Genomic DNA, 26,785 nt, shown 5'->3' with positions numbered 1-26,785 from the left:
CCATGCGGTTCAAGGAACTATCCGGTATTAGCTCCGGTTTCCCGGAGTTATCCCAGTCTTACAGGCAGGTTACCCACGTGTTACTCACCCGTCCGCCGCTAACATCCGGGAGCAAGCTCCCTTCTGTCCGCTCGACTTGCATGTATTAGGCACGCCGCCAGCGTTCGTCCTGAGCCAGGATCAAACTCTCCGAGGTATGCAGGATGCATATCACACATGCGTTGCTACACGATGTAGCGAACTTAGCATGTGATCATTTCCTGCCTCGCCAGTTTGACTGACTACCTATGATGTATCATAGGATTTTTTATAAAAACTCGAATTAACAGGTACGTTTTGTCTTGTTTAGTTTTCAAAGATCATGTTCATTATCGCTCAGAGGCGACTTTCTTAATATAACATTTGAGCACCGTGTGCGTCAAGTGTTTTTTAGAATTTCTTTTTGTCAGCTTTTCTTTCAAAGCAACTCAGTTGCTCGTTAGCGACGTTTAATAATATACCATCATAATATTCATGCGTCAATATCTTTTTTCACAAAATATCCTCGATGATAGATTTTTTGTCCCTTTGTCTCAATCGGCTCCACTTGAACAATTCCTTTTTCTACAAAGAAATCAATCATCACGCTAAGGTCAGGCGTGAAATACTTTAGATCAGGATGTGCCAGAAGCTCACCAAAAAGCCATATATCCTTCTGTTCCATGACATGACGCAAATGAGCGGCACCAATTTCTGCTTTTGAATGAATCAAAAAATCATTTGCTAAAAATAAAAGTTCCAAACGCTTATGCAGACTTTCATGGCTTTCAATCAGTTCTGAATAAAGTTTGTATACTTCGGGCTCCATATGACGCACTTGGTTCCAAACGGTCACTTCTGGGTGGAAGCCTTTATCAATTACTTCAATACGTGCTAAGTGATGCAGGGCATGCACAATGGAATTATATGCATCAAGGAATTGATTTGACTCAAAAAATGCTTTTCCTTCTATATATCTGCGAATGAGCTTGCCATATTCTAAACCGATTTTGAGCTTGCGGTTTGAAAACGGGAATGTACTTAGTTCATCAATTAAGTTGAAGATATATTCATTTCGATCAAACAGGACTTTTCCATTCAAAATCCAATCGATGATTCGGCGGTTAGTACCGAGGGTAATCCATTCCTTTAGTTGATCATCTGTGACAACGTTTAAAGAAGCTGTTTGGTGATCTGATTCATAGTGCTTGATAAATAACGGCTCTTCCGCTTCTTTTACGATGACTAAAAGTGCTGCATCAAAGTTATCCGTCTCAGAAGATACTTTATGTCTTCTTTCTACTATAATCACAGCTAATGTGTCTGGATGGCTTGCTCTCTCTTGATAAATAGGACGGAGAAGATTTTCCATAGTGATTCCTCCAATACTCGGGTGTAAGGTTCTTCTCTAATGCTATGTATTTCTCCTCATAGAATCAAAATTCCTTCAATACATGAAAAAAGATCATTGAATCATTATAAGCAATTTATTCACAAAACTCTATAACTAATTCAAACGGAAAGGTAAAATGTGCTATATTGGAGATAAGGGGGACTAGGGATGGCGAAATACTCCAGTAAGATTAATAAAATCAGAACATTTGCACTTAGTTTGGTTTTTGTTGGCTTTCTGATCATGTATATCGGTGTGTTCTTCAAGGAATCGATCTGGCTGTCGACTTTCTTTATGCTGCTTGGCGTCTTATCGATTGGATTAAGTACAGCCGTTTACTTTTGGATTGGTATGCTTTCTACGAAGGCAGTACGTGTCGTTTGTCCAGGCTGTGAGAAGGAAACAAAAGTGCTTGGGCGGGTGGACATGTGCATGCATTGCAGGGAGCCGCTTACACTTGATCCAGCATTAGAAGGTAAAGAGTTTGATGAATCCTACAATCGAAAAAAGTCATAAAAATAAGCTGACCATTTAAACGGTCAGCTTTTTCATTAATGATTTTCTTTTTTCGCACATTCTTGACAAGTTCCATAGATCTCCAAGCGATGATGACTGACTTTAAAGCCTGTCACATGGGATGCAAGCTGTTCAACTTCATCAAGGCCAGGATAGTGAAAGTCCACGATTTTTCCGCAGTTTTCACAAATCGCATGGTAGTGGTCAGATGTCGCAAAATCAAATCGGCTTGAGGAATCACCATACGTTAATTCCTTTACTAATCCAGATTCCCGGAAGACTCGTAAATTGTTGTAAACCGTTGCGACACTCATGTTTGGAAATTTTCCTTCAAGTGCTTTATATATATCGTCCGCGGTTGGGTGTGTCATAGAATTTACGAGAAACTCCAAGATGGCATGGCGCTGCGGAGTAATTCGAACACCGGTTTCTTTTAGAGCATCTAAAGCGTCTTTTAGTTCGTGAGCAGCCATTTCATCATGCACCTCTCTTCAAAAATATTCTTATATTATAATCTTTATAAATAGTGTACCCCCAGAGCCGAAACTTTGTCAATTACAATCCTCTTTTTTACCTATTCTTCTTTACAAAAAAGACCGGCATGACTGCCGATCTTATCATATGAGGATATTAAGCGTGAGCTTTCAATTCCTCAAGCGCTTCCTCTACGTGGTCTTTTACCTTTACTTTTCGCCATTCTTTCACAAGCGTGCCTTCTTTATTAATAAGAAACGTTGAACGCTCGATTCCCATATATTCTTTGCCAAAATTCTTTTTCAGCTTCCATACCCCAAAGGCTTCAGACAATTTCTGTTCATCGTCTACAAGAAGCAGAAACGGCAAATCATGTTTTTCTTTAAACTTTTGGTGCTTGTCCTGACTGTCTGGGCTTACGCCGATAATGACAGCATCTAATTCTGCAAAGCTCTGATGGCGGTCGCGGAAATCACATGCTTCTGTTGTACAGCCTGGTGTCATATCTTTTGGATAGAAATAAAGGACAATATGTTTTCCTTTAAAATCAGAAAGCTTTACTTTCTCCCCATTGTCACCGGTTAATTCAATGTCAGGTACTTGCTGCCCTACTTCGATTGTCATGACACAATCCCTCCAACCTATTTTTTCATTAGCCTATCCAATTTTGAGAGGATATTCAACTAAGGACGCTTGCATCGGCATGTTAAAATAATGATAGACGACGTGATACGTTGAGATAGGAGGCTATTTATGAAATTCACAGAATCAGAAAAATTACATCAAGAGGCGCTGGAGCACATTGTTGGGGGTGTCAACAGCCCGTCTCGTTCATATAAGGCAGTAGGCGGCGGTTCACCCGTTGCGATGGAAAGAGGAGAAGGCGCTTATTTTTGGGATGTTGACGGAAACCGCTATATTGACTATCTAGCAGCATACGGTCCAATTATTACAGGACATGCCCACCCGCATATTACAAAAGCCATCACGAAAGCGGCTGAAACAGGTGTCCTTTACGGAACACCAACGAAGCATGAAGTCACTTTTGCTAAAATGCTGAAGGAAGCCATGCCTGCTTTGGACAAAGTTCGTTTTGTCAATTCAGGTACAGAAGCGGTGATGACAACGATTCGAGTGGCTCGCGCATATACAGGCAGAACAAAAATTATTAAGTTTGCCGGATGCTATCACGGCCACTCTGATCTTGTGCTAGTGGCAGCAGGCTCTGGTCCTTCCACTTTAGGAACACCTGATTCCGCGGGCGTACCAAAAAGTATCGCCAATGAAGTCATTACCGTTCCATTTAATGATATTGACAGCTATAAAGAAGCATTAGATCGATGGGGTGATGAGGTAGCAGCTGTCCTTGTCGAGCCAATTGTCGGAAACTTTGGCATCGTAGAGCCTAAGGACGGTTTCCTGCAGCAGGTCAATGACCTCACACATGAAAAAGGCGCACTGGTGATTTATGATGAAGTCATTACCGCTTTCCGCTTTATGTATGGCGGTGCACAGGACTTGCTTCAAGTAAAACCTGACCTCACTGCATTAGGAAAAATTATTGGCGGCGGACTTCCTATCGGCGCTTACGGCGGTAAAAAAGAAATTATGGAACAAGTTGCTCCGCTTGGACCAGCCTATCAAGCTGGCACAATGGCAGGAAATCCTGCATCCATTCTTTCAGGTATTGCCTGCTTGGAAGTGTTAAAAGAAGACGGCGTTTACGAGCGTCTTGATCAGCTTGGCGCTATGTTAGAAGAAGGCATTTTAGCCCATGCTAAAAAGCATCAAGTAGATATTACAGTGAATCGCTTAAAAGGCGCTCTCACAATTTATTTCACAACAGAAACGATTGTGAACTACGAGCAGGCTGAAAATACGGATGGCGAAATGTTTGCCCGTTTCTTCAAATTAATGCTCGCGCAAGGCATTAACCTCGCTCCTTCTAAATATGAAGCTTGGTTCTTAACGATCGCACATACTGAAAAAGATATTTCTGAGACGCTGCAAGCAGTAGATCATGCATTTGCACAGCTGAAACAATCATAATGAAGTCCAAAACAGGCGTAAAAACAGGCGCCTGTTTTTTTATTTACCAGCTCTTGTTTGTCAAAAGCGTGCGAATCTGTTACATTTCTTCTCAATACCTTCTTTTGATGTTTTCATGAACTTTCAAAAATCACTTGAATATTTCGGAAGACCGCTGTATATTACTTAGTTGTTTCATCAAAATATGAATGATAAATGACGAGTGATCATCTATTATCGAAAAGAAAGGAATGCAGGGACAAAACCAATGAAACTTGGAGCCCGTATTTTAAAAACTGGTATTGCCATTGTACTCGCGCTTTACCTGGCAACATGGCTTGGGTTGCCAACGCCCGTCTTCGCGGGAATTGCAGCTGTATTTGCTATCCAGCCATCAATTTATCGATCTTTTTTAACCATTGTTGATCAAGTGCAAGCCAATATTATTGGAGCAGCGCTTGCCATTACGTTCGGTCTGCTTTTTGGCACAGGACCAGTCATTATCGGTTTAACCGCCGTCATGGTCATCGCCATTAATTTAAAGCTGAAGATTGAACACACCATTCCGATTGCACTTGTAACCGTCATTGCGATTTTAGAAAGTGCAGGGGATCATTTCCTTTCCTTTGCCTTAATCCGAACAGCTACTGTGGTGTTAGGGGTTCTCTCTTCATTTTTAGTGAATTTAATCTTCCTGCCGCCAAAGTATGAAACAAAACTTGTTCATCACATTATGGAAAATACGGAGGAGATTTTAAAATGGATTCGTCTGACCTCCAGACAGTCTACTGATCATTCCACATTAAAGGATGACATCGATCAAATAAAAGAACGCATGATCAAATTAGATCACATTTACTTGTTATACAAAGAAGAACGAAGCTATTTAAAGAAAACCACCTATGTCAAATCAAGAAAGCTTGTTTTGTTCAGGCAGGCCATTATGACATCAAATCGCGCTCTGTATTTGCTGAAAAAGCTTCATAAATTAGAAAATGAAATTCATTTGATGCCAGAGCATTTCAGGGAAAGCTTAACGGATGAAATTGATTATTTACTGTATTGGCATGAGCGCACCTTGATGAAATTCGTCGGAAAAATGAAGCCGCAGGATGATGAATTTCAAAATGAATGCTCTCTTCGCCTTGAGACGTTAACGAAATCATTTATTCAGCATCAGCAAAACCAAGAAAACGACTTGCTCGATTACAATATGCTGAATGTCATGTCCAGCATCATCGAATACCGTGATGAATTAGAGCATTTAGATACATTGATTACAAGCTTCCAGACGTATCACCCAAAAGATAGTGAAATCGAGACAGAAGAAAAAGAAGCATAAACAGAAAAGACCGATTCCTAGAATCGGTCTTTGTCTTCTTTTCAGCGTGACCTGAAAACCTTTGCAGTCTAGGAAGAACGAGTACCGGAGCGGAGCGAATTGAGTATTCGTGAGCACCGGCACGCAGGACTGACACTTAATGCGAGGGTTTGCCCGCGCGCTGAGACCGATTCTGAGAATCGGTCTTATTTTATTTTCTTCATTTTAGGATCCAGTGTGTCTCTTAATCCATCCCCCATCAGGTTAAATCCGAGAACAGTCAGCATGATCGCTATTCCTGGGAAGAATAATGTCCAAGGGGCTTGAACGAGATAAGGTCTCGCGTCGGCGAGCATTTTCCCCCATTCTGGACTTGGCGCCTGTGCCCCCAATCCTAAAAAGCCTAAAGCCGCTGCCTCAATAATTGCCGTTCCGATCGCTAGCGTCGCCTGGACGATGACTGGCACCATACTATTTGGCAGAATGTGACGCAGTACGATGCGGCGGTGTGACATCCCAACCGCCTTTGCTGCCAGAACGTATTCTTCTTGTTTAATACTCAGCACTTTTGAACGAACGAGCCGTCCAAAGGTTGGGACATTAATAATCGCAATGGCAATAAGGGCATTTTGTAAGGAGGGGCCTAGAATGGAGACAATAGCAATCGCTAATAGAATGCTAGGAAAAGCAAGTAAAATATCAAACAATCTCGAGATCACCGCATCTAACACTCTTCCGCCATAGCCTGCTATCAATCCAAGCAGTGTCCCTAAAATGACAGACCCGAGAACAGAGAAGAAGCCGACCCATAAGGAAATCCGTGCTCCATGCACAACTCTCGAAAATATATCTCTACCGAAATCATCCGTACCAAACCAGTGTGCAGCTGAAGGGGCACTAAATCGCTCCCCGAGTGATTGTTCATTGATTCCATAAGGAGCAATGAGCGGTGCAAAGATCGCTAGGATCAGAAATAAAAAGACAATCACACTGCCAATGACCGCCAGTTTATGCTGAAAGAACTGCTTCATTGATTCAAGAATCAATGATTGAGAGCGTTCATCTTTTGGCTGAGGTGGTTCAAGCTCTTTTTGTGCTTCCATATTGTCACTCTCCCTCCCTAATATTTAATCCTTGGATCAATGACCGCATACAAGATGTCCACAATGAAATTGATCAGGACAAATATAAGCGCAACGACAAGAATACCTGTTTGAATGACTGGGTAATCACGATAACTGATGGCGTCATATATATACCGCCCGATTCCCGGCCAAGCAAAAATGGTTTCTGTTAAAATCGCTCCACCAAGCAAGAGGCCCGTCTGAAGACCAATAATCGTCAAAATCGGAATGAGCGCATTTTTCAGGCCATGCTGATAAATGATAAAAAATGAACGTACTCCTTTTGCTTTTGCTGTTCGAATAAAGTCGGAATGAAGCACTTCCAGCATACTTGCCCTTGTAATTCTCGCAATAATCGCAGCAGGGATTGTGGCGAGCGCTGTACTTGGTAAGATCAAATGCTTGATGCTGTCAGCGAATTGATCAAACCGGCCCTGCAAAAGCGTGTCCAGTGTATGAATATACGTGATCGATTCGACTGGATTCCTTACGTCTTCTCGGCCCGTTGTCGGCAAAATACCTAATTCGATCGAGAACAGCCACTGCCCCATTAAGCCTAACCAGAAAATTGGCATGGACACTCCGATGAGTGCAATAAACATCGCGGCATAATCAAAGAAAGAATGCTTAAACCAAGCACTAATGATTCCAGCATTCACTCCCACGACAATCGCCAGCACCATGGCAAAAAAGGTCAATTCTAACGTCGCAAATAAGTAGGGCTTCATTTCCTGGGCAATAGCCGCTCCTGTTCGAATGGAAGTCCCTAAATCCCCTTTTAAAAGGCCAAGCATATAATGACCGTATTGAACGTACCATGGCTGATCTAAACCGAGCTGGATCGTTAATTGTTCTACAGCCTCTTTCGTTGCCCGCTGTCCTAAGATGACCTGCGCTGGATTTCCAGGTATAAAACGAATAATTGAAAACACGACCAATGTCATTCCGATGAGTACTGGGATGAGCATTCCTGCCCGCTTCATACAATAAGCAAACAAACAGCTTTCACCGCCTTTATCTTTGTTTGATAAGGGAGATACAAGATCTCCCTTATTTGCTTATTCGAAATACACGTCAGTTAAAGCTTCTGAACCAGTTGGGTGCGGCTGATATTCTTTTAAATCATTAGATGCGGCAAGCATTGGAATTGAATGCACCAATGGAATCCAAGGCGCTTCGTCATGAATGATTTCCTGCGCTTTTTTATACAGCTCATTTCGTTTCTTTTGATCTGTGTCTGTTTGCGCTTCAATGAGGATGTCATGCATTTTATCGTTTTCGAAGAATGTATAGTTATTACCGCCAATGCTGTCTTTGTCCAGCAGTGTGTAAATGAAATTATCAGGATCGCCATTATCCCCTGTCCAGCCTAATAAAAACACATCTGCTTCCCCTTTACTTGCTTTATCTAAGTAGGTGGCCCAGTCATATGTCACAATTTCTGCTTTGACGCCGACCTTTTCAAAATTTGACTGAATGACTTCTGCTACCTTCATCCCATCTGGCATGTATGGACGTGGTACAGGCATTGCCCAAAGCTTGATGCGAAAGCCGTCAGGGAAGCCTGCTTCTTTTAATAGTTCTTTCGCTTTTTCTGGATCATACGGATATGGTTCAATGTCGTCATTGTAACCTTCTAAAGCTGGCGGCAATGGATTTTTTGCTGGCTCAGCCAGTCCTCCATAAAATGACTCAATAATCGATTCTTTATCGACCGCATAATTGAGTGCCTGACGAACCAGCTTGTTATCAAGCGGCTTTCTTGTGACAGTCAGTCCGATATAACCTACGTTCATCGATGGTCTTTCAATGAGCTGGAGTGCTTTGTCGGTTTTAATGCCATCTAAATCTGATGGATTCACGCCATCCATTAAGTCGATCTCGCCTGTTTTAAGGGCATTTAAACGAGCAGAGTTTTCTGGAATGGAGCGGAAGATGATTTGATTCAGCTTTGGTTTATCCTTCTGCCAATAATCCTCGTTCTTTTCTAACACGATGCGGTCGTTTTGCTTCCACTCTTTAAACTTGAATGGTCCTGTCCCCACTGGATTTTCTCTAAATGAATCACCGCTTTTTTCAACAGCCGCTGGACTGGCAATGCCAAATGGTGACATAGCAATGTTTTTGAGAAATGTCGCCTGCGGTCGCTTTAGCTGAAATTCAATTTCATGCTCGCCTTTGACGATGATGTCTTTAATGACATGCCCTTTATCTTTTTTATAGCCGCCAAACATCCCATAGTAAGGAAACTTTTCTGCGTCTCCATTCATCCAGCGTTCAAAATTGAATTTCACTGCTTCTGCGTTAAAGTCTGTGCCATCGTGAAATTTCACACCTTCTCTTAAGTAGAACGTGTATGATTTTCCGTCCTTTGCAACATCCCATTCTGTTGCGAGGCCAGGATGGATGGTCGTGTCTTTCTCACCGTAATTCAAAAGCTTTTCAAATATATTCTCTGTGACCTTGAAGGTTTCGCCTTCTGTCGTTGTGATTGGATCTAGTGAAGTGGAATCTCCCCCTCTGCCAAATACGAGGGTATCTTTTGTTGCCTTTTCTTCTGATGTCGGTGAAGACGAGCATCCCCCTAAAAAGAGCGCCAGTGCCAGCACAAAAATGAAACTACTGAATAACCATGTCTTCTTCATTGTGTTCCTCCTTTTGATATAAATAACACGCGGCCGCGTGCCCCGGTTCCTCCTCATACAAAGCAGGAACTGCTTTCAAGCATTTCTCCCATCTTTTTGGACACCTTTTGTAGAAAGGACAGCCGCCGCGTTCCGTCATTGTGGTCTCTTCTGCTGCCACGTCTTGCGCCTCTAGTACGTGATCCATATGTGGAATGGATTTCAGAAGCAGCGACGTATAGGGATGGAGCGGGCTGTGAAACACATCTTCGGCCGGTCCCATCTCCACAATGCGCCCAGCATACATGACGGCGATCCGGTCGCTCATATACCTGACAACCCCAAGGTCGTGAGAAATAAACAAATACGTCAGAGAAAGCGTCTTTTGCAATTCAAGCATCAAATTCAAAATTTGCGCTTGAACAGATACATCTAAAGCCGAAACTGGTTCATCGGCAATAACTAGACTCGGGTGCGTAATAAGCGCTCTAGCGATACCGATACGCTGCCTTTGTCCGCCGCTGAATTGATGCGCATAACGTTCCCCGTAAGAAGGATCAAATCCAACAATGTGCAGCATCTCTTTTACCCGTTTCCGTCTTTCTGCTTTCGTCCCATGATGATGAACAATCAGTGGTTCCTCTAAAATATCTTTGATTTTCATTCTTGGATTTAAAGAAGCATATGGATCTTGAAAGATCATTTGAATGTCTTTTCTTAAGGAACGCATGTCTCGTTCTTTTAGAAGGGTGATCTCCTGCCCTTTTAATTGAATAGAGCCTGATGTCGGTTCAGTCAATCTCATTAGGCTTTTGCCAAGTGTTGATTTACCGCAGCCTGATTCACCAACAATGCCAAGCGTTTCTCCTTCCTTCACGTGAAAGGACACTTGATTTAAAGCCAAAGTCGATTGTTTATGTTTAGAAAAAAAAGCGGCTGTGTCATACCGTTTTGTCAGCTGATTCACTTGCAAGAGTGGGTGACTCAGTGTCTTCTCCTCCTTCCATTAGAAAACATGCCACGCGGTGATTCTGTTCAATGGATTGTAAGGCTGGATCTTTTTCAAGACATTGCGCCATTTGATATGGGCAGCGTGGTGCAAATTGACAGCCGGACCGGATGGCCCCTGGCTTAGGCACATGACCTGCAATAGAGATGAGTTTTTCTTTTTTCTCTTTAAACGATGGAACAGAGGCGAAAAGACCTTTCGTGTAGGGATGCAGAGGTTTTTGAAAAATACGGTCAACGGTTCCTTCTTCTACAATTCGACCGGCATACATAATCATGACTCGCTGGCATATTTGCCGCACGACGCCTAGATCGTGGGTAATAAATAAAATAGCAGTGTCCATCTCTTCATTCAGCTTTTTGAGCAGACGAAGGATTTGCGCTTGGATGGTCACATCAAGTGCAGTTGTCGGTTCGTCAGCGATCATGAGCTTTGGATGACAAAGCATTGCCATCGCAATCATCACACGCTGGCGCATGCCGCCTGATAATTCATGTGGATATTTTCTAAGCAGCGATTCTGCTTGCTTCAATCCAACTGTTTGAAGCAGATCAACCGCCTTCGCTTTTGCTTCTTTTTGACCGATTGATTGATGTGTGAAAAGGGCTTCCGTCATTTGTTTGCCGATGGTCATTAATGGGTTCAGAGAAGTCATAGGCTCTTGGAAAATCATCGAAATGTCATTTCCTCTTATCTCTCGCCACTGTTTCTCTGAAAGTGACAGCAGATTTTGCCCTTCGAAATGAACCTCGCCCGTTGTATCGGTTTGCTGATTCAGACCCATTAATGACATGCTTGTGATACTTTTCCCGCAGCCAGATTCGCCCACAATTCCTAACGTTTCCCCTTTTTGAATCGAGAACGATATGTGATGGACGATGGGCACTTTTTGCTTTTTCTGTTGAAACGCAATGGACAGCTGTTTGACATCTAGCAGCACGTCTTGTTCTTTCACATATTCACCACCCCGTCATACTTTTTAAAATTGTATTGAGACAAGCTGGGAAATATGTCATGTTTTTGACAACATAAAAAAGCCTATCCGCTAGAATCGGATAGGCTTCTACTAATTTAATGTTTGAATGGTAAATAAATGGCGATAGTGGCTGTCTTGGTTCATTAATTCTTCGTGTGTTCCTTTTTCCACAATTTCGCCTTGTTCCATGACCACAATTTGGTCAGCATGTGTAATGGTTGATAATCGGTGTGCGACAATAAAGGTTGTGCGATCCTTCGCCAGCTTTTGCATCGCTTCTTGAATGTAATGCTCACTTTCTAAATCAAGTGCAGACGTCGCTTCGTCTAAAATCAACAGCGGTGGATTTTTAAGAAATACCCTTGCAATAGAAATCCGCTGTTTTTGCCCGCCTGACAACTTTACGCCCCGTTCTCCTACTTTCGTGTCATATCCTTCAGGAAGAGACATAATAAAATCATGCGCATTTGCCGCTTTTGCAGCCGACACGATTTTTTCAAAAGGTGCTTCAGGGTCACCAACCGCAATATTTTCTTTAATCGTGTCACTGAATAGGAATGTATCCTGCAGCACCATTCCGACTTGATTTCGAAGACTTCTTGCTTTGTACTCTTTGATATCAATCCCGTCAATTTCAAGTGACCCGTTTGTGACATCATAAAACCTTGGAATTAAGCTGACGAGTGTCGACTTCCCTCCACCGCTCATTCCTACAAGCGCAACCGTTTGTCCTTTGTCTACTTTCAAGGAGATATTGTGCAGAATCTCTTCCTGCGTGTGTTCATAACGAAACGACACATGTTTAAACTCTACCTCTCCTTTTAAATGATTGGCTTCTTTTGCATTCGGCCGGTCTGTGACCTCATATGGCTCATCAATAAACTCAAAGATCCGATCCATTGATGCAACGGACTGGGTTAACGTCGTGGATGAGTTAATGAGACGGCGAATCGGATTATACATCCGGTCAATATAGCCGACAAAGGCGATCATAGTCCCGATCGAAAGCGACCCGTTAATCACGGTGTAGCCAGCAAATGCAATGATTAACAGCGGTGCAATGTCAGTAATGGTATTGACGACAGCAAATGTTTTGGCGTTCCAATTCGTATGGTTGATGGCTTTGTTTAAGAAATTTTTGTTTTCATCATGAAAATTCTCTTGTTCATATTCTTCAATCGCAAAGCTTCGAATGACCGGCATTCCTTGTACCCGCTCATGCAAATGCCCTTGCACTTCAGCCAGCGCCTGTGACCGCTCTTTTGTCAGCTTGCGAAGCCGTCCGTAAAAATACTTTACTGCAAACGCGTATAGCGGAAAAATAATGACAGACACGATGGTGAGCTTAAGATCCAGTGTACACATAATGGCGATCACAATCAGTACAGTCATCATATCCAGCCAAATGTTCATGAGACCTGTGATGACAAATTCCTTTGTCTGCTCCACATCGTTGATCACTCTTGAAATAATTTCTCCTGTTCTCGTGTTGGCATAATAACGAAGACTTAGCTTTTGAATATGCGAGAACAGTTTTTCCCGAATATCAAATAATACCTTACTGCCTGTCCACTGAGCGTAGTATTGTCTATAGTATTCAACAGGCGGCCTCAACACTAAAAATAATACGAGCATGATTCCCATTATGATCAGTAGAGTTGATGTCTTTTCTTCAGCTGACCCCGAGCCTTGAATGACATCATCAATGACATACTTTAAAAGCAGAGGCAAGGTTAAGGGAATCGAGAACTTAATCATTCCGATGACCATTGTCAATGCAATCTGTTTTTTATACGGTGTTACAAAAGCCATGTAGCGTTTAATGACCCCCATGTAAATCTCCTTCCCAATCTATCAGTGCCTCTTATCCGTACGCAGTCAAAAACCTGTTAGCCTAAAAAGCCAAACAGGTTTTTTGATGCTCTTGCTTATTTTGTATAATGTAAAAAACGTTCATACCACATATCCACAAATTCAGGAGCAAACGGACCTTTCCGCTGGTGAATCCAATGCAGTAATGTATTCAGATGCTCTCTTAAGATACTATCGATTTCTTTTGGATAATTCATCTGCCTCTTATGATCTGCATATTCATCCTCATCCAAAATATTGTACGTCATGTCTGGAAAGACTTTGACGTCTAAATCGTAATCAATATACTTAATTGCCTCATCATCTGTCGCAAAAGGAGAGCTGATGTTGCAGTAATAATATACCCCATCATCTCTAAGCATCCCAATTACATTAAACCATTGTTTTGCATGGAAATAGCAAATAGCCGGTTCTCTCGTCATCCAAGTACGGCCGTCGGATTCAGTCACCATTGTACGGTCGTTTGCACCAATGATACACAATTCCGTTGCTTTCAGAATGGTGGTTTCATTCCAAATCCTGTGGATCAAGCCATTATGTTTATAGCTTTGAATTTGGATGGTTTCTCCTTCCTTGGGATAGCCCATATTTTCTCCCCTACTTTCTATAACAAACAAACCTAACAGTCCAAAGACCTAATTTCCCAACTAAACATGTCTCTATTATATTATACCGTTACATCATTAAAAAATGAAATGAAAAAGCCATTCAACCCAATTGAACGGCACACTGACTTACATCACGCTAGAACTCTTTTCCATCTGTTTATATGAATTGATGACCTCTTCTGTTTGTTTTGTAAATAAGGTTTGCACTTTTTGCAGTTCCTCACGTTTCTGTTTGATCTGATCACAAAGCCTATGCCACTCTTCTTTTTTTTCATCCTGCAACAATTGTTTTTCTGTTTCTAAGCATAGATCGAGTTCTCCCTGCACATCGAGCAGCTGATCCATGAGCTGCATTTGTTCTTTTACAAGCTGATCAAAATCAGACATCTAACTCCTCCCTTTTCATCGAATCCACTTTTTGTCTGTATACCATTTCTTGAAAGAAAGAGGAAATCCTTTGACTGTTTATGTAGAGGTTTTACAGGTTTTGTCGGATGGTGGTGTGAGGCAAAAAGAAAAGCACTTCATTCGTATATGAAGTGCTTTCCTTTGTTTCAGTGATTAGCTGTTTTGTTGTTTGTTTTGCTCAGCTTTTTGGTTGTATTTTTTTACGTGCTGTGCGTCAGTCTCACTAGCAAATTCAGTGCCGTATTGACCACCTTGTGCAGCAGCTTGGTTTTGTTTCTTCACTTGTTGTGCGTTTGTTTTGTTTTGTTGTTGATCCATCATTATCACCTCCACGCACATTAATTTGTGCAGAAGGTGTACATCCTATTCATGATTTTTTTAAACAAGCAAAGAACGTCCGCCATCCACAATAATCGTCTGGCCTCTAATCATGTCTGCTTTGCCTGATACAAGGAATTCCACGCTGTCGACCATGTCTTTAATTTCCACCATTCGGCCGGCAGGTGTGTTTTTCTTCGCATCTTCTAAAAGCTCTTCTCGGTTCGGGAAGTGCTTAAGTGCATCGGTATCGATCGCGCCGCCTGATACAGCGTTGACGACGATATTTTTTTGTGAAAGCTCAACTGAAAGGTAACGTGTCAAAGCTTCTAGTGCTGCTTTTGATACGCCAACTACTGTGTAATTTTCAAGATAGCGAATAGAGCCAAGAGAGCTAATGCTGACGATATGTCCGCCGCCGTTTTTCTCCATTAGTTTTGCCGCTTCTTGTCCGCAGAATAACAAGGCTTTCGCATTGATATTCATTGTCCAGTCCCAATGATTTTCTTCAAGGTCCATAATGGGACGCTGAACACCTGATGCCGCATTGTTTACAAATACATCTAAACGGCCAAAAGTTTCATCGATTTGCTGAAACATGTCTTTGATTTTCTCAGGCTGGCCTACATTGGCTTTGACAACCAATGTTTTGACACCCATCGCTTCAATTTCTTCCGCTGTTTCAAGTGCGGCTTTTTTGCTTCTCGCATAGTTAATGACAATGTCATATCCTTTTTCAGCGAGGCGAAGGGCTACTTCTTTCCCGACTCCTCTGCTGCTACCTGTAATTAATGCACATTTACGTTGACTCATTATGGTTCATCTCCTGATTTGAATAGTTTTGGTTCATTCGCTTCACACTAATAGGAAAGTTCCTATTAGGAGGTTACATTCATGTATGTCGGACGCGATTTAAGCCAGCTTGGCATGATGTCCAAGGATCAATGGAAAGATACTGAGCTTGCTTACTTTCATCATGCTTTCCAACAAATTTTACCTTATTTGAACGAAGAAGGGCAATCTAAGTATCGAGAAATCATTTCTGAAATCGAAGACCGCGGGGGGTTGCATCGAAATGAAGCTGATTATACCCACGGTACAACGGTTAAATATGACTAGGCTGCTCAAGTGCCAGCTTCCAAATTTTTTGGTGTGAGACTGGCAAAGCATACCCCTCAAATTCTTCTGTTGTGACTTTTTTCAGCATCGTGTCATCAGATATAGAGGTAACTCGTCCAAAGAAAACAGAAATATTCCAGATGAGGTGGGTAAATACATGCTGAATGGTGCCTTCTAAATCACCAAGCTCCGCTTGTACACCCGCCTCCTCTTTTAAGAAATCAATCAGCTGCTCTTTTTCCGTTTTTCTTCCCTTCATGGTTTCCATGTTAGGGAATTCCCATAAATTCGCAAGAAGGCCTGTACTTGGCCGCTTATGAATATATAGGTTGCCTGCGTCATCAAATAACACCGCTGCTGCCATTGATTTCGCAGTCGGCTTTTTCTTTTTGCTTTTCACTGGGAGCTCATGCTGAACGCCTTCCTCGAGTGCCGAGCAATGCATGTTTACAGGGCAAATGAGGCAGGCAGGGGATGTTGGAGTGCAAATGAGCGCTCCTAGCTCCATCAGCCCTTGATTAAATTCTGATGGCTTTTCCCGGGAAATGAGCTGATCGACCGCAAATTCGAAAATATTTCTCGTTTTTGGTTTTGCAATATCATCCCAAACGGACAAAATACGAGAAATGACCCTCATCACGTTGCCGTCTACCGCAGGGTATGGCTTGTTATAAGCGATACTCAGCACTGCGCCGCTCGTATATGGGCCTACACCTTTGAGCTTTGAAAATTGCTCTTTCGTATCAGGGACAATGCCACCGTAGAATTCATATACTTCTTTCACAGCTGCCTGTAAATTACGCACTCTTGAGTAGTAGCCAAGACCTTCCCATGCTTTCATGACCTTTTCTTCATCAGCTAAAGCGAGATCCTTCACCGTCGGGAATTGCTCCATAAACCGGTTGAAGTACGGAATGACCGTATCTACTCTCGTTTGCTGAAGCATGACTTCTGATACCCAGACGCGGTATGGATCTTGATTTTCTCGCCATGGCAATGTTCGTTGTTCTTTTTCATACCAATCAATTAAATCATGCTGAAAGCCCGCAATATCTTTGCGGTCCAGCTTTTCTTGAATGTCTTTCATATCTATACTCCTTCTCATTGGACCGAGGGCTAACGTTCTGAATAGAACCTTATTTGTTGTATACTGTTTGTAGATACGTTAACATGTTACATTAAATCGGGATAAAGCAAAAGTGATTTTGCACATAGTCTTGATTGGAGACGTATACTTTGTATGATTGTTCCTAAGCATGACAACTAGGAGGTAATCAATTGGACACTGGTACTCATGTAGTAATGGGCATTTCTCTTGGGGGACTTGCACTTTTAGATCCAGCCGTCAGCGCAGATCCACATATGGCACACGCCGTGATGATCGCGACCATCGCCGGCTCCCAAGCACCAGACATTGATACTGTGCTAAAACTAAAAAATAATGCGGTTTATATAAGAAATCACCGAGGATTTACACATTCCATTCCGGCTGTACTGTTTTGGTCATTGCTGATTCCGGCTGTGATTTTCCCATTTGTGCCAGGGGCGAATTTACTTCACCTTTGGTTATGGACACTATTAGCCGTTGTGCTTCATGTGTTTGTCGATATTTTCAATGCATACGGTACGCAGGCCATTCGTCCATTTTCGAAGAAATGGGTAGCGCTTGGGATCATTAATACGTTTGATCCGTTTATCTTTTTTACACATCTTGTCGCCATTGTCGTTTGGGCGATTGGCGGACATCCCGGCTATACGTTCATCACGCTGTACGCGGTGATTTTCTGTTACTATATCGTCAGGGTCATCATGCAGCTTCAGATTAAACGTCAGCTGCGTGCACGATTCGATGAAATTGAAGAGATTATCATTTCGCCTACAATGAAATTCAGACAATGGCGCATTGCCGTGAAATGTAAATCCTCTTTCCATGTTGGGCGCAGTATGAATGGAGAGGTTGTCATTTTAGACACCTTTAACCGGGTGCCGGTCCCTGATACTGAAATTATGAAGATTGCCAAACAAGATGAAAACATTTCAGCCTTTCTCTCCTTCTCTCCTGTCTACCGGTGGGAAGTGGATAAATACAAGGATCATTATGAGGTACGGTTCATTGATTTACGCTACCGAAGCAAAGGTCATTATCCTTTTGTCGCAATCTGCCATATCGACATGGACCACCAAATCAAAAATTCCTATACTGGCTGGATTTTCAGTGAAGAAAAACTGCAAAAAAAATTAAGACTCGGCTCTGTGTGAGCGAGTCTTTTTTTGTTGTGTAGGCTTGGATTTAGGGGGAAAGTACATTATTTTGATTAATCATTTGTATAGATTTTGAACTGGATAGATATTTGAATTTATGTAATTCGCAGAAACAGTGATCTATGCACATATGTTGAGTGCAACACCAAGATTTCCTGTCTTTTCCCACCATTCACCATTTCAATCCACGCACTCATGTAGAGTGCGACTGGTTCAAAAACAACTATGTGACATCTAAAGGACAATTTCAATCCACGCAATCATATAGAGTGCGACCCGTTCTCGGTGAAACCTTCTATCTTCGCCGCAAAATTTCAATCCACGCATTCATGTAGAGTGCGACTGCGATTTCCGCCCTTATTATAACATTTTTTAGGGAATGATCGTCAAAACCCACAAGTTTCTATATAGAATTTTGTTTTCACCCTTAAAAAATATACATTTTTTCTCATTTTTGTCGAATGAATAGGTGCGAATGTTCCAGGGATTTTATGTTCACCTCACATTCGCACCGACTTTTTCTTAGAATGAAATCTATTTATTTAAATCTTTTGAAACTTGTTAATCATACTTATTACAGCAACAACTTTGTATTCAACTAAATACATGACTACTGGATCAGGTGCGAGAGTTATGTTTTTCACACTTATATCAAGTGCAATTGTCAATATTCCTTTCAAGGTACCTATTGACGATGAACTTTATTTAGATCCTCATATCAATTACGATGTATGATTCTGCTATTGTTTTTCAATTTCAATTCACTCATGTAGAGTGCGACTACCTAATTGATACATTTTCATGCTACAACTAAACATTTCAATCCACGCACTTATGTAGAGTGCGGCTGGACAAACTCAAAAAGCTGAAAAGAAAGGCGGGATTTCAATCCACGCACTCATATAGAGTGCGACTTGAAGGACAAGGTAAATTTATTACGGTTGGAAATATTTCCATTTATGCACTCATGTAGAGTGCGACACGAAGAGACTCCAAGAAATTGCAAATTTCAATCCACACACTCATGTAGAGTGCGACGAAAAAGACATAGAGAAATTCATAAACGGCGCGATTTCAATCCACGCACTCATGTAGAGTGTGACAAAAATGAACCTATTACAACGATTAGATGCTATTATTTCAATCCACGCAATCATATAGAGTGCGACTGCGATTTTCGCCCTAATTATAACATTTTTTAGGGAATGATCGTCAAAACCCTTAAGTTTCTATATAATACTTTGTTTTCACTCCTGAAAAATATACATTTTTTCTCATTTTTGTCGAATGAAACGGTGCGAATGTTCCAGGGATTTTATGTTCACCTCACATTCGCACTTAGTCTTATGAAATGACGTCGTCCATTTTAAGTCTTCCATAACCCGCATTTGTTTTAGCACCGATTCCTTCGTGTTCTAAAGCGCCTAGTAAGATGGTTTTGGCGAGTTCGAGCCATTCCGATTCTTCTGGTAGATTCTTTTTTGTTTTCAATAGAAGTTGAAAGCGGCCGTTGACCACCGTTAAGAAATGAATCGGTGTTGGTGAGTCATCGTCTCGAGGGGCTGGAACACTTCCCCCTTTGTTCATCTTATCTAGCTTGACGCTGTTGTAGTCTGAATGATGTGGTGTCATCACGTCTACTTTGAATGCTTCTCCTACCGTCTCAGGCATTATGAGCGCATCATGAAATTCGATGATGCCAGCACGTTCGTTTGTTCCAAACAATGTGTTGTAATCACTACCACCTTGTTTTAGTTCAGGAAAGTTTTCACCTAATACAGAGTGGGCATAATGAGAGGCTACGCCTTTTAAAGCTGTTCCTGGTAAATAAGGAATGCCGTATATCGGGTGTAATAACAATCCCGTTTCAAGTACACCCTCTCCTCCATGTCCAATGACTAACGGCGATATGGATTTGACTAAGCATGTGGGGTTCGTATCGGTATAATATTGCTCCACAAATCTTTCATACAATAAGCGATTTTCCCCCCACTGTTTTCGATGTAGACGAATTACATTTTCATAAAATGACTGCTTCTCCGCACTGTCATTTATGATGTCCGACAATGTAGAACCATCAATCTCCCATTTGCTTTTGTTTAAGGTTAATGACAGATTCATTGGATGTCCTCCACATTTTCCGCCCCTTGTTCCACCTTTAAAATAGATTCTGCATATCTTTTTAACCAAACAGATGCACTTAATGCTTGTCTTGATTTGATTAAGTAATCTCGATTGGACGCTGACCAACTTTCTTGTAAATCTAGCGTTTCTTTTATATCTTGAACGAATTGTTGATATGCATTTCCTTTTTTTGATTTTGCTTCAAAAAATGTAATGGTGAGCCTTAATCCATTTGTTAAGATCATTGAGGCGAATCTGTGACAGAGTTGTCCATATTGATTTGAGAAATTCTCCTCATTCGTTTTGGCATTCATCACATGTTGATACGCTTTCTCAGCATAATGATGTTGAATGAGTTTCATGATCCCTCCCCTCCTGTCATGCGCCAGGATACTCTTCCTTTACCTACGTTTGTGTTTCCACCTAATTGAAGATACATCTGTTTTTCTAGTTGATCTAAAAGTTGGTGTCTAACAGATAAATCATTTCTTCCATCGATACGATCACACCACATGAGCCCATAAAATATGGCTTCTGCTGGTACATACTCTTCATACCAGAGAGCTCCTTTACTAACTGTTTGGGTTTCATGATCAATTCTAATACGAGGTGTCACTTCAGAATTCATGGTGACAATGTATTGAAAAACGTCATCACTTACAATCACAAATCGTTCTATCCAAAGAGTTTGTGATTGTTTATCGTCGAATAAAAGTTTAACCATCTTTTGAGCAAAATCGGTTAGTTGTTGAGATTTTTTCGCAGCCCCTTGAAATTCACCTAGATATAATTCGTCATTCTTTACTAATTTAGAATTCATGGTGACTAGCGTGCTTGATTCTTCTATGAGATCAGGGATATCCAGCGTTACGCCTAATGCTTTTGCATCGCGGGCTAATCTTTTCAATATGAGTGGACTTGCCACATATCCAAATGTACCGTATCTACTCGCCACCGGGAATGAAAATAACCGGCCATCTGTCATGACGACTGCTCCTGCGCTTCCATCTTGATCTCCTTGTGTACCAAATACTTTTTGTACGAATGTGTCTTTTCCTTTCGCGCGATAATGTTCACGCTGCACGCCTTTGATACTGCTTCCAGGTATAATCGGCCATTCTGTTACTTTTTCTCGTTGAATGGGCATATCAATCACGCCAACTCCTTCACCCGCTCCAATATGAAGGGGGGATAAACAATGTATCCAAAACCAACGGCTTGCTTCCATCATCTCACTCCTCTTATTCATTCGGCTTCCATGTTCCCCAAAGTGCTAACCCGCAGCCATCTTCACGATCAAACGCTTCTTTGCGCCGGTTACGATCGGATACTGATTGAAGCCACATTTTTTCGGCCAGTTCTGCTGGATCTCCTTCTTCTACTGTAAAGAAGTAAACGCTACCCGCAGGGACTAAGCGGCGGATTGCTTTTTCACGCCCTTTTTCTTTTTTTGCTAAGCTCCATCCAGAGATAGGCTGCCAATGTGGAACAGATGCCCAAACCAATTTCAGTCGTACATTTGTATCAAATAGTGGTTTTGACATGAGCTCTTCATCCAGCCAGCCGGGCTGCCATCCTTTACTGAAATAAGCAGGTGTCGCCAATATCATGCGAACATACGGCTTGTTCTTGAGCGATTCTTTAATCATATCTGGACATGTCCAATCTTGTTGGTATACATGTGGCCGGTCTTCTATATGAGCCAGCCGCCTTTCACCACCTATCGGGTGAAGACTTGAGAACGGCTTTAATGCTTCTGACTCTTCAGTAGATAACTCTATTCCCGCCTCCAGTTTAAAGTCATCTGGGAATACGAGTGATTCTGTTGAAAATAGATGCTGATCTTTTGCCTTTTTACTGCCAGTCTCCACCTCAATTTGTGTTCGTTCCTGACGCTGTAATGCTGGAATAAATGCCGGTGGTGTTTCCTTTTTGAAAGAATGATTTTCCTTCTGCATGTGTTGGTATTCAGTCAAGGCTTCCTTCACATGACTCTCATCCACTGCGTCTGTCAGCCAGTTCACCATCCACTTTAGTGATACAAAAGCAGGCGGCGATTTCATTTTTTTACGAGCACCAGCTCCAATTGGCGGCCATAATGCCTCACTAAAACGGCCTGTTTTTCCTGTACCAAAAAAGCCCTGTCCTTCCGACATCATTGGCTTTGGTCTCAATTGATTCATCCCATACTCATCATCGAATAACTCAAGGTCATGAGGCATTGGCACATATAAATGATCATGCCAGCGATATAAAGGACCTCGCACAAGAGATTTCGCATAATAAGAAAGTGCTGTGGTGTGTTTCATTGATTGTCGTTTCTTCGCTAGTGCTGTACGAAGTGTTCCTGCGACCACACTTGGCGGAACATCGTTTAGTGAACGCGCCCGTATACCTGGTACACTTTGAAATGGGCGTGCATCACGAATAAGCAGCGGATCAAGCGGTTGAATGTGAAACCATCTTTCAGGCATGTCCACTTACCTCCTCTAGTTGAAGAGCAATGATCATACATTCAGCGATTGTATGTAATTCTTCTAATGTATTCTTCTTCGGTATATACTTCGCAATCAATTGATCGATCCACTCTTTCGTTTCTTGCTCTGTTTTTGCTTCCGTTTTCTTTTTGAATGCAAGACGTCTTATCTCTAGTGGAATGAGTTCATCTAAAATTGCTGGCTGTTTTTTAAATGAAGACTGTTCGTATGTTTGATACAACTCTCGTAAGCCATATGCAAAGCCAGATGTGAAATAAGACTGTTTTAACCACGTCGTCATCTCTTGGATAGAGGCCACTGGATCTATTTGAAATGAGACTGAGATATTCATTGTGTCTCCTCCGCCTCGCTTTTGGAAATGAATCGCTAATGAATTTCGCTCTTGTTTTGCATATTGTTCAGCCTGGCGTGCCATACTTCTTACTTCTTCAAGAGGCTCAAGCATATGAACGATGGCGATTCCAATTGAAATCGAAGGAGGTGTTTCACTATGTTGATGAGCCTTCATCGTGGAAACAAATTCTCTTTGTAATTTCCCAGCTGCTTCTAAGCATTGGTGCACCGGTACATAAGCCATGACATCGTCTCCACCGCCGTAGATCAATGTACCTTCACATTCGGAAATAATCTCACTTGCCTTTGAAGCAAAAGTTGAGAGCGTTTTAGAAAATGCAATATGGCTTTCTACATGCTGTATATTTCGTAGTTGGCTGCCCATCTTATCTCCATCCGCCATGAGAAAGGCATAGTAAGGTGAAGGTGCTGGTGGTTTGATCGGCTGGCCGTGATGCTTGCTGTATTCACCTTTGAAATATTTTTCGAGCAGCTGTGTGATGTCTTTTTTCGCTTCTGTTCGTGTGGTCCCGACAAGTCCACGTTGTTCAAGATAATCTTCTATTCTTCTTTCATAAAAAAGCGATGCCTCACTCAAAACAATAGGAGCTACTGTTAGATTCATATTCTCAAGATACATTTCTACATCTTTCACATATTGAGTGGCAGCTTTCTTCATCTGTTCATTTTCTTCCAACATGTTTTGATAGGGAGCAAATGCTTTATCGCAGACTGATGGAAATGTCATACTCGGGTGCTTATGTATAGACAATCGTTTGATCACTGAAATCGCATCTAATGATTCATGTTCACCAATTCCCCATTTCGCTAGTTGCGCCACTTGCTGTGGTGTTTTTTTCTTTTGGAAAACAGACTCTCGTCCACCGTCAAGTGATGATTTTGGTTCACCGAATAACGCCCCTGGCTCATTTTGTTTAAAATCTCTTAAAGTCTTCCTTGCCGCCATTAAACCTTCGATTTCTTGAAGAGCCATATGATATGGACTTGCCGACGCATTTGCCGCTTCCTCTTGAGTTTGCATCTCAGTCCACACAGCATAAAATTCTATTAAATCATCTACTTGTCGATTCCATGTGCCTATTTGAATATAAGGATCAACTATTTCTCTAACAAAGTCTGCGTATTCCTTCCATTTGTCATATATTGCTTTTTTCACTTGTCTTGCAACGGATGAAGGCTGTTCGTGTGAGATTTCTCCCAATATTTTGTTTGGTGCGTTGTTTGTTTTTGCAGAGGATTCGTTGAACACAGGGAAAATAAGCGTTCCACCCAGTTCTTGAAATTTCTTCGCACCTGCTTTACTTAATTCAGATAGAAGAAAAGAGCCAAACCATAAATCACGCGTCCGCCGTGCTTGCGCAATAAATTCTTGAACGGGCCCTATCGAAAATAGCATTAATGTTTGTTTTTGTAATTCTTCTGACAAAATGTTCGCACCTCCTTGCTATGTAAAAAAGCTTGAATCGCCGATGAGTGCGTACGGCCACTCTCGTCTTGTAATGGGTTGTTTGAGTAGGTGGCTGTTGGGTAGATACTTTGTTCATCTGTCACATCGGGCAAAGGCTTTCCTTTTCCTAAAAGCGATAAAGCTTCGATCTGTGGTTGCTGCAACACCATCACCATGCCTACCGATTCCTTTTGATTAATAGCTAACGGTTTTAAGATGAGTGGTGAAGCCAAGCGATCCTTTCCTTTAGGTAGGAGCGTTACAGGATCTGGATCTTTCCCACTATCTTTAGGAGCAAATCGGAACTGAATAGGCAAACCAAATTGAGCTCTAGGAAATGCTTGATATTTAAATGGTTTCTCTTTTGGATAAGGGATGTGATGACCTGATTTAGCCTTACCTGTTAACAGACGAATAGTATCTGCTTCCGGCCAGCAACTTCTTCCCCTTTTTTTGTCCGGGTTTGATCTTCTTCGAAATGTTTCATATGTCTGAATGACGGATCGCCAGCTTGAGATCATAGATGATGGAAATGCCTGTACTCTGAATTCACGACTAAGCGTTGGCCATTCTCGACTTGATGCTGGCAATTGGATGTCATATTCTAAAAGCTTTTGCTCAAACCATTTTTCCAATTGGCTTTTTGTCCTCTTGTTGTATGGTGAAAATTGCTTGCAATATAAACTGCCACACCCACGTCTCGTTCTTGACCCAAGTCCACCGAAGTTGATCCAAGCCCATAATGCTGCTTCAACTTCTTTTTTGATTAACTCAAAATCGGTTGTTTTTTTAGATATACGGATATTTAAAGAAAATTGCGCCTTCATGAGGTATGGTGTTTTATCTTTCATATTTGAAAGAATATACCGTGGAAAAGGATGATTTTTCTTTTTAAAAAATACGTTTGAATTTCTTTTCACTTCGTCTTTTTCATAATGCGTTATCACTTGAATCTGGCTCGCTTGTTCTGTATGACCAAATATCTCTGCTTCTCTTTTAGATAATTCATTCGCATTTTTGCAGGCAGCTCCTCGAGTTGCACGCCACCAGAAACGAAGATGTCCACGAATCGCACTTTCTCGAATCGGTCTGTCTTGATTAATTGAGTTTGATTGGGGCCCTCCCCCAAACATTGGCGTAACCAAATCAATAGTAAGCGGCTCTTTAAAAAGTCTTTGGTCTTCATAGATTTTCGTATCAATCGCATGTTTCACATCATGCCAATTGGTTTTGGGTTTTCTAGATTCCCTTGTCATGTCGCTCTCCTTTCTTCACTTGGTTATCTGTTTCTGAAACAGCTTGGCATATGCATAGTGAGGGAAAAACATGGGATTGTTAATGAGCATCAGCAATTGATTTAATTGGAAGTTCAGCGTCAACAGATCGTATCCATCAATACGTAATTCACTAAGTTTGTTAGAAATCACTTTGTCTTTACTATCTTTTTTATTTTTCTCACTATTTTCTTTCTTTTCTTCATCCTCTTGTTCCTTAGATCTTTCTGGATCATAACAATTTAATTCATTAGCCCACCATCCTAGGTGTTCACCTTCATTAGGAGCTCTTAAATGAAATACACTCTTTTGTTTCATAAGTATAAAGTCAAATGCTTTGTCTAATTTTTCAAACATCCCTGAAGATGAGTTTGCTGTTTGCCTTTTTAAATTACTTGCTAAAATTAAAATAGGACGTGTTCGTTTCTGTGTATCACTTTCAACCATGACAACCCCTTGGGCGGCCATCCTAGCTATTCCTTTTGTTTTCGGTACTAATTTTTTTATATTGTCAGACCAAACTTTTAAATTATCAACATCGAAATTTGAACTTTTACATTCTATAGCAACCGCAACCGCCTCAATCGGTATAAATTTCAAGGAATTGTGTTGGAACACATACGGCGTATACTGCTCATCAAATACGGCAATATCGACTTCGTTAGAATGATTTCCATCTGAGTCAATAATGATGACACCTTGTGCTAATGAATATTTTTTAGGAATGATTTTCCGAAAAAACTCCAACCACATCACTTCTCTAGAATCTCCTGTCAGCCCGCCATGATTAGAAGCAAAGTCGACTTCTTCGGATATCATGCTGTTTAATCTTTGATAATTCTCTAAGATCAGCTGCTCAACTTTACCGGTTCGCTCCGTTTCACCCAAACCAATTCCTCCTTCACCATTCATTACGAATGGATAAAATTTGAATCTAAATGACTACTTTTCATTTCGACTTATTTTGACATTTTTTAAGGTTTATTTAGGAAAAAGAAGAAAAAAAACATGACTGCAA

Annotated in this window: 25 protein-coding genes, 1 rRNA gene and 1 pseudogene; 5 read left to right on the top strand and 22 right to left on the bottom strand. The window is 41.5% G+C overall.

The genetic code is table 11. The features are described 5' to 3' along the window. Nucleotides 1-196: ribosomal RNA gene (locus AAZR19_RS17975) — 16S ribosomal RNA — on the bottom strand; the annotation flags it as partial. A 315-nt stretch (nt 197-511) separates the two neighbouring features. After that, nucleotides 512-1,390, bottom strand: coding sequence for a nucleotidyltransferase-like protein (locus AAZR19_RS17970; protein ID WP_024425790.1), 879 nt, complete (start codon nt 1,388-1,390; stop codon nt 512-514). A gap of 189 nt (nt 1,391-1,579) precedes the next feature. Here AAZR19_RS17970 and AAZR19_RS17965 point away from each other — a divergent pair, with 189 nt between their 5' ends. After that, entirely contained in the window at nt 1,580-1,927 is a 348-nt protein-coding gene (locus AAZR19_RS17965) for a YgzB family protein (protein WP_024425201.1), read from the top strand. 35 nt (nt 1,928-1,962) lie between these two features. Here AAZR19_RS17965 and perR read toward each other — a convergent pair whose 3' ends face one another. Both perR and bcp read right to left on the bottom strand, forming a co-directional pair. After that, a complete protein-coding gene (gene perR / locus AAZR19_RS17960; protein WP_012009347.1) occupies nt 1,963-2,400 on the bottom strand; it encodes a peroxide-responsive transcriptional repressor PerR in 438 nt (145 codons plus the stop codon). Nucleotides 2,401-2,557: 157 nt separating this feature from the next. Next, entirely contained in the window at nt 2,558-3,025 is a 468-nt protein-coding gene (bcp, locus tag AAZR19_RS17955; RefSeq protein ID WP_024425791.1) for a thioredoxin-dependent thiol peroxidase, read from the bottom strand. Nucleotides 3,026-3,154: 129 nt separating this feature from the next. Between bcp and AAZR19_RS17950 the strand changes: the two genes are divergently transcribed. Further along, on the top strand, nt 3,155-4,450 hold the full coding sequence (locus AAZR19_RS17950; RefSeq protein ID WP_039177331.1) for a glutamate-1-semialdehyde 2,1-aminomutase: 1,296 nt from the start codon (nt 3,155-3,157) through the stop codon (nt 4,448-4,450). A gap of 247 nt (nt 4,451-4,697) precedes the next feature. Next, entirely contained in the window at nt 4,698-5,771 is a 1,074-nt protein-coding gene (locus AAZR19_RS17945) for an FUSC family protein (protein ID WP_024425203.1), read from the top strand. 185 nt (nt 5,772-5,956) lie between these two features. Here AAZR19_RS17945 and AAZR19_RS17940 read toward each other — a convergent pair whose 3' ends face one another. From AAZR19_RS17940 to fabL, 10 genes and pseudogenes are all read right to left on the bottom strand, one after another. After that, nucleotides 5,957-6,853 (bottom strand): ABC transporter permease, encoded by an 897-nt coding sequence (locus AAZR19_RS17940; RefSeq protein WP_025093464.1) that lies wholly within the window; start codon nt 6,851-6,853, stop codon nt 5,957-5,959. A 17-nt stretch (nt 6,854-6,870) separates the two neighbouring features. After that, nucleotides 6,871-7,872, bottom strand: coding sequence for an ABC transporter permease (locus AAZR19_RS17935; protein WP_024425205.1), 1,002 nt, complete (start codon nt 7,870-7,872; stop codon nt 6,871-6,873). A gap of 60 nt (nt 7,873-7,932) precedes the next feature. Further along, complete coding sequence (locus AAZR19_RS17930; RefSeq protein ID WP_434703915.1) at nt 7,933-9,519, bottom strand: ABC transporter substrate-binding protein; 1,587 nt, start codon at nt 9,517-9,519, stop codon at nt 7,933-7,935. Continuing rightward, complete coding sequence (locus AAZR19_RS17925) at nt 9,494-10,471, bottom strand: ABC transporter ATP-binding protein (RefSeq protein ID WP_080769802.1); 978 nt, start codon at nt 10,469-10,471, stop codon at nt 9,494-9,496. Before AAZR19_RS17925 ends, AAZR19_RS17930 begins: the two co-directional genes overlap by 26 nt. Continuing rightward, complete coding sequence (locus AAZR19_RS17920) at nt 10,440-11,462, bottom strand: ABC transporter ATP-binding protein (RefSeq protein ID WP_434703913.1); 1,023 nt, start codon at nt 11,460-11,462, stop codon at nt 10,440-10,442. Before AAZR19_RS17920 ends, AAZR19_RS17925 begins: the two co-directional genes overlap by 32 nt. A gap of 111 nt (nt 11,463-11,573) precedes the next feature. Beyond that, the gene (locus AAZR19_RS17915) at nt 11,574-13,316 is read right to left on the bottom strand and encodes an ABC transporter ATP-binding protein (RefSeq protein WP_432244454.1); all 1,743 of its coding nucleotides are present in this window, start codon (nt 13,314-13,316) and stop codon (nt 11,574-11,576) included. Nucleotides 13,317-13,411: 95 nt separating this feature from the next. Then, nucleotides 13,412-13,942, bottom strand: coding sequence for a nucleoside tri-diphosphate phosphatase (ntdP, locus tag AAZR19_RS17910; RefSeq protein WP_024425209.1), 531 nt, complete (start codon nt 13,940-13,942; stop codon nt 13,412-13,414). A gap of 147 nt (nt 13,943-14,089) precedes the next feature. Next, nucleotides 14,090-14,350 (bottom strand): YgaB family protein, encoded by a 261-nt coding sequence (locus AAZR19_RS17905; protein WP_039177303.1) that lies wholly within the window; start codon nt 14,348-14,350, stop codon nt 14,090-14,092. A 174-nt stretch (nt 14,351-14,524) separates the two neighbouring features. Next, a pseudogene (locus AAZR19_RS17900) lies at nt 14,525-14,674 on the bottom strand (gamma-type small acid-soluble spore protein); the annotation flags it as partial. A 75-nt stretch (nt 14,675-14,749) separates the two neighbouring features. After that, nucleotides 14,750-15,502 carry an enoyl-[acyl-carrier-protein] reductase FabL gene (fabL, locus tag AAZR19_RS17895; RefSeq protein ID WP_024425211.1) on the bottom strand — a complete coding sequence of 251 codons (753 nt, stop codon included), beginning with the start codon at nt 15,500-15,502 and terminating at the stop codon, nt 14,750-14,752. An 81-nt stretch (nt 15,503-15,583) separates the two neighbouring features. Between fabL and AAZR19_RS17890 the strand changes: the two genes are divergently transcribed. Beyond that, entirely contained in the window at nt 15,584-15,808 is a 225-nt protein-coding gene (locus tag AAZR19_RS17890) for a hypothetical protein (RefSeq protein ID WP_003217808.1), read from the top strand. Here the strand turns inward: AAZR19_RS17890 and mutY are convergent. Further along, on the bottom strand, nt 15,795-16,895 hold the full coding sequence (gene mutY / locus AAZR19_RS17885; RefSeq protein ID WP_434703910.1) for an A/G-specific adenine glycosylase: 1,101 nt from the start codon (nt 16,893-16,895) through the stop codon (nt 15,795-15,797). The genes AAZR19_RS17890 and mutY overlap by 14 nt on opposite strands. A 191-nt stretch (nt 16,896-17,086) precedes the next feature. On the opposite strand from mutY, the gene AAZR19_RS17880 reads away from it, so the two are divergent. Then, nucleotides 17,087-18,067: a metal-dependent hydrolase gene (locus AAZR19_RS17880; protein ID WP_034623275.1), complete on the top strand. Its 981-nt coding sequence runs from the start codon at nt 17,087-17,089 to the stop codon at nt 18,065-18,067. Between the two features lie 1,347 nt (nt 18,068-19,414). Here the strand turns inward: AAZR19_RS17880 and cmr6 are convergent. Genes cmr6 through AAZR19_RS17845 form a run of 7 tightly spaced genes read right to left on the bottom strand, consistent with a single transcriptional unit; the run spans nt 19,415 to nt 26,655 of the window. Next, on the bottom strand, nt 19,415-20,191 hold the full coding sequence (cmr6, locus tag AAZR19_RS17875) for a type III-B CRISPR module RAMP protein Cmr6 (protein WP_335371936.1): 777 nt from the start codon (nt 20,189-20,191) through the stop codon (nt 19,415-19,417). Next, nucleotides 20,188-20,556, bottom strand: coding sequence for a type III-B CRISPR module-associated protein Cmr5 (gene cmr5 / locus AAZR19_RS17870; protein WP_066031134.1), 369 nt, complete (start codon nt 20,554-20,556; stop codon nt 20,188-20,190). Before cmr5 ends, cmr6 begins: the two co-directional genes overlap by 4 nt. Next, nucleotides 20,553-21,422, bottom strand: a complete 870-nt coding sequence (gene cmr4 / locus AAZR19_RS17865; RefSeq protein WP_434703908.1) for a type III-B CRISPR module RAMP protein Cmr4 — start codon at nt 21,420-21,422, stop codon at nt 20,553-20,555. The genes cmr5 and cmr4 overlap by 4 nt, the downstream gene beginning before the upstream one ends. A 13-nt stretch (nt 21,423-21,435) precedes the next feature. Then, nucleotides 21,436-22,668 carry a type III-B CRISPR module-associated protein Cmr3 gene (gene cmr3 / locus AAZR19_RS17860; protein WP_434703906.1) on the bottom strand — a complete coding sequence of 411 codons (1,233 nt, stop codon included), beginning with the start codon at nt 22,666-22,668 and terminating at the stop codon, nt 21,436-21,438. Continuing rightward, complete coding sequence (gene cas10 / locus AAZR19_RS17855; protein ID WP_335371932.1) at nt 22,661-24,472, bottom strand: type III-B CRISPR-associated protein Cas10/Cmr2; 1,812 nt, start codon at nt 24,470-24,472, stop codon at nt 22,661-22,663. Before cas10 ends, cmr3 begins: the two co-directional genes overlap by 8 nt. Then, on the bottom strand, nt 24,442-25,749 hold the full coding sequence (gene cmr1, locus AAZR19_RS17850) for a type III-B CRISPR module RAMP protein Cmr1 (RefSeq protein ID WP_326349940.1): 1,308 nt from the start codon (nt 25,747-25,749) through the stop codon (nt 24,442-24,444). The genes cas10 and cmr1 overlap by 31 nt, the downstream gene beginning before the upstream one ends. Before the next feature lie 15 nt (nt 25,750-25,764). Continuing rightward, nucleotides 25,765-26,655, bottom strand: coding sequence for a DUF6602 domain-containing protein (locus tag AAZR19_RS17845; RefSeq protein ID WP_326349939.1), 891 nt, complete (start codon nt 26,653-26,655; stop codon nt 25,765-25,767). Nucleotides 26,656-26,785: the final 130 nt, after the last annotated feature.

Origin of the sequence: Bacillus sp. Je.9.29.b, from assembly GCF_051129925.1 — a bacterium.
In the GTDB taxonomy this organism is placed as follows: domain Bacteria; phylum Bacillota; class Bacilli; order Bacillales; family Bacillaceae; genus Bacillus; species Bacillus safensis.
This window is presented reverse-complemented; position numbering and strand designations above follow the sequence as displayed.